The 4,229-nt window shown below is 36.2% G+C and carries 4 protein-coding genes; 3 read left to right on the top strand and 1 reads right to left on the bottom strand.

Annotation, left to right across the window (positions count from 1 at the left end; translation table 11 throughout):
- Nucleotides 1-1,119, bottom strand: a 1,119-nt coding sequence (locus RMR19_RS08570; protein WP_310603075.1) for a sensor domain-containing diguanylate cyclase, incomplete at its 3' end; no start/stop codon positions are given.
- A gap of 302 nt (nt 1,120-1,421) precedes the next feature.
- Between RMR19_RS08570 and RMR19_RS08565 the strand changes: the two genes are divergently transcribed.
- The 3 genes from RMR19_RS08565 to RMR19_RS08555 form a co-directional block, all read left to right on the top strand.
- Nucleotides 1,422-2,474, top strand: coding sequence for an NAD(P)-dependent alcohol dehydrogenase (locus RMR19_RS08565; RefSeq protein ID WP_310603074.1), 1,053 nt, complete (start codon nt 1,422-1,424; stop codon nt 2,472-2,474).
- A 164-nt stretch (nt 2,475-2,638) separates the two neighbouring features.
- Nucleotides 2,639-3,742 (top strand): MBL fold metallo-hydrolase, encoded by a 1,104-nt coding sequence (locus RMR19_RS08560; protein WP_310603073.1) that lies wholly within the window; start codon nt 2,639-2,641, stop codon nt 3,740-3,742.
- Between the two features lie 50 nt (nt 3,743-3,792).
- Nucleotides 3,793-4,229 (top strand): DEAD/DEAH box helicase (locus RMR19_RS08555; RefSeq protein ID WP_310603076.1); only part of this gene is annotated, 437 nt, incomplete at its 3' end.

Raw genomic sequence — 4,229 nt, 5'->3', positions numbered from 1 at the left:
ACCACATAATAACATTGCAAATTCATCACCCCCAACACGACCACAAATATCATTTGGCTTAGCATTTTTCTTTAACATTTGAGCAAGGTCAATTAATAATACATCTCCAGCAAGGTGTCCTTGAACATTATTTACCATCTTGAAATTGTCAACATCTATAATTAGTAAAGCATAGACAAAATCGTCATGCGGAACCGATAACATAGCAGTAGCTTGACTTTGGGTAGTAGTCTTATTGTATAAGTTGGTAAGTGAATCGTGTTCAGCACGGTTGCGCATTTGATCAAGATTTCGTTTGTCGCGGTCAATGTCAACAATTGAGCCTAAAAGGCGAACAGTATTTCCCTGTTTATCAAACTGAGCTGTTCCACGCTCTCGACACCAAAGCCATTCCCCGGTTGATGTAGCAATACGGACATCTATTTCAGCTTTTGGAGCTCCATTATACAGACTATCAACAAAAGCTTGTTGATTTGCTTGGTCATCAGGATGTATATGCGATATAAAGCGAGATTGAGTCCCATTTGAAACGGTGTTTGGTACATATCCAAACTTTTTCTCCCAATTTGAAGAAACAAATAAGTTATCTTTTATCAAATCTAATTCAAAAAGGACATCATTAGTTTGCTCAAGAACAATTTGATGTCTTTCTAAGTTTAAACGTAAATCTTCTGTGGAACGCATTGCACGGCTGTTATCTTGTAATATACAGTAGAAATACTCACCAGAACAATCAGAGCATAAATGTCCCTGGTCATGTATCCATATCAAGTGTCCATCTCTATGAATGCCTCTGTAAAAAATATCGTTATCAGTAGCTAGGTTTTTTCTTTGAAGGGCTTTATTTAAGGCATCTCTGCGATCACCCTCATAAATTAGTTTAAGAAAACTACCACCCATTTCCTCGTTTAGCTGTTCAATACTGTCATATCCAAATAACTGAAGAAAGTTGCGACTGCAGTGTTTAATGGAAAGCTGCTCATCGTTAGAACACGTAAACACACCACCGGGAAGATTGTTAACAAGATTTAGAAGTTCTTGCTCACGTATTTTAAGTAGAGAAGTGGTTTCATCTAATTTTCTTTGTAATTCGCTATAATCATAATTTTTATTATCCATATTGCACCTTTCTAAATTATGTGTATTATTGAAAATCTCTTATCTCTCCAGCACCTGACCTAAAGTTATGTTTAGGTATTAAAATAATAGTATTATAAAAATATAAAAAAGTCAATTCAAGGAAGATAAAACCATGTTAGGTATGTAAAATACTATCAAATAATGAGATTGCGGAAATTTTAAAAGAAAGTATGCAAACTTTGTTAAAAATATAGCAATTTTCAAAGAAATGTATTATAATAAATAAAATGTGAATCATTATAAATGATACATTTAATAAAATAATATTGGAGGGTTTCAAGATGAAAGGATATGGAATGATAGCTGTTGATCAGCCGGGATGGATAGAGAAGGAGAAACCAGTAGCAGGGCCATTAGATGCAATAGTGCGTCCGATTGCGGTTGCACCATGTTCGTCAGATACTCATGCATTGCATGGAGGAATTGGTGAAAGAACAAATCTAATTCTTGGACATGAAGCAGTTGGTGAAATAGTTGAAGTTGGTGAGTTAGTTACCAGATTTAAAGCAGGCGACAAAGTTGTAGTAGCTTGTACTACTCCTGATTGGTTGCAACCAGCAGTACAGGGAAAATATAATGCTCATGATAATGGAGCAATGCAAAGCTTTAAATTCCTTGGTTCAAAAGATGGTGTAATGGCAGAATACTTCCATGTAAATCAGGCAGATGCAAATCTTGTACTATTACCTGAAGGAATGAAACCAGAAGCAGCATTAATGACAGTAGATATGATGTCTACAGGATTCCATGCTACAGAGCTTGCAGAAGTAGAGTATGGTGATTCGGTTGTTGTTATCGGAATCGGACCAGTAGGATTAATGGCAGTAGCAGGTGCACAGCTTAAAGGTGCAGGAAGAATTATGGTTGTAGGAACAAGACCAAACTGTGTTAAGATTGCAAAAGAGTATGGTGCAACAGATGTAATTAGTTATAAAGACGGAGATATTGTTGGTCAAGTTATGACTCTCGTACCGGGTGGTGTAGACAAGGTTATTATTGCCGGTGGAAATCAGGAAACATTTGCACAAGCAGTATCTATGGCAAAGGCAGGCGGTGTTATTGCTAATGTCAACTTCTTTGATCCAACAGATGTACTTACCATGCCAGCATACCTTTGGGGACTTGGAATGGCAAACAAAGATATCCGTGGTGGATTCTGTCCTGGTGGAGCACTTCGTATAGAAAAACTGTTAAATATTGTAAAATATGGACGTGTAGATACTACTAAGTTAATTACACATACATTCCATGGTTTTGAAAGCATGGAAGAGGCATTTAAATTAATGGATGAAAAGCCATCAGACTTGATTAAACCTGTAGTTCTTATAGATTAATTCAGACATCTAAATATAAATAGTTAATTAGACCATTCATATTATGAGTGGTCTAAACTCTTGTGTGCCCTATATGGGCACAATTTTAAGGAATATATTAATACTAACGTATAGAAGAAAGGCATGCTTTAACAGTAAGATAAAAGCATAAATGGTGTCGCAGAATGTTGAATATATTGATTGGAGTAGTAATTACAATCGTTTTAATTACTATTGCAGCGTTGATATTTATAAAAGTATGGTCACCTGTTGGTGGTTCAGTTAGTTCAGAGGATAAAAAGGATTATTCAAAACGTGCAGATAATTATAAGAATGGAAAATTTATAAATAAAACAGAACGTTCAATTATGGGAAGTTGGAGTGATCCTTATTTTAGTCGAACTACCGGAAAAGGTAAAAAGCCAAAGGATACACTTCCTGCAATGGAGTCGGAAATATTAGGTGAATTTGGCAAGGAAGATTTTACAGTTACGTGGTTTGGTCATTCAACATTGTTAATGCAGATATCAGGTATGAACATATTGATTGATCCGGTGTTTAGTAAAGTTACGTCTCCGGTTTCTTTTGTGGGTGCTAAGCGTTTTAGTCCTCTTGGTATTAAGAGTGATAATTTGCCACATATTGATATATGTATTATTTCGCATGACCATTATGATCATCTTGATTATGATTCAATTTTAGAAATAAATGATAAGGTTGATTTATTCATTGTACCATTAGGTATAGAAAAACATCTGGAAAAATGGAATGTTTCCAAAGATAAAATACAAAACATGGCTTGGTGGGAAGAGAAAGAAATCAATGGACTTACAATTGGATGTACTCCAGGCAAGCATTTTTCAGGAAGGTACCTATTTGATAGTGGGCAAGCCTTATGGGCATCATGGGTGTTTATTAACGATTACATAAAGGTTTTTGAAACCGGAGATACAGGATATTCACCTCATTTTGAAGAAATTGCAGAAAAATATGGTGACTTCGATTTTGTAATGACTGAATGTGCACAATATAATAAAGTATGGCATGATGTACATATGTTTCCGGAAGAGGCGATTGAAGCCGTAAAGACACTTGGCTCATCTGTTGTTATGCCTGTCCATTGGGGAGCCTTTTGCTTATCAAACCATTCATGGGATGACCCGGCAGAAAGAGTTACACTGTATGGTGAAGAAAATGGAATTACTGTGCTGACTCCATTGCTTGGGCAGACGGTTAATTGGAAACAAAAAGAAAGCTATCAGGATAGATGGTGGAGAAAATATAATTAAGAGGAGGCAATAGCTAGTTGCTTAGAGAAAATTTATCCAAATCAGGAACCATGTTTAGTAATTATAAGTTATCAGAAGATATTTTAACAGCCCTTGAACTACTCAGATATAATGTGCCAACAGATATTCAAAAAGAAGTAATACCCGCCATGTTAGATGGAAAACGTGTTGTGGCTAAAGCACCAACAGGGAGTGGTAAAACGGCTGCATTTGCAATTCCGCTATGTGAAAGGGTTACTTGGGATGAAAATATGCCTCAGGCAATAATACTGGAGCCAACAAGGGAACTAGCTGTGCAAGTTAGGGATGAAGTATTTTGCATAGCCAGAAAGAAGAAGTTGAAAGTGCCAGCGGTATTTGGTGGATTTCCTATTGATAAGCAGATACAGACACTTAGACAAAAATCCCATATTGTTGTGGGAACGCCCGGCAGAGTTATGGACTTGATTAGGAGAGGAAGCCTAAAACTTGAGAAAATATCTCATGT

Origin of the sequence: Anaerosporobacter sp., assembly GCF_031551385.1 — a bacterium.
Taxonomy (GTDB): domain Bacteria; phylum Bacillota; class Clostridia; order Lachnospirales; family Lachnospiraceae; genus Anaerosporobacter.
The sequence above is the reverse complement of the archived record's forward strand: the minus strand, read 5'-3'. Positions and strand labels throughout refer to the sequence as shown.

Coding starts and splice junctions, on each gene's coding strand:
- RMR19_RS08565 (WP_310603074.1), top strand. CDS start 1,422: ATGAAAGGATATGGAATGATAGCTGTTGATCAGCCGGGATGGATAGAG.
- RMR19_RS08560 (WP_310603073.1), top strand. CDS start 2,639: ATGTTGAATATATTGATTGGAGTAGTAATTACAATCGTTTTAATTACT.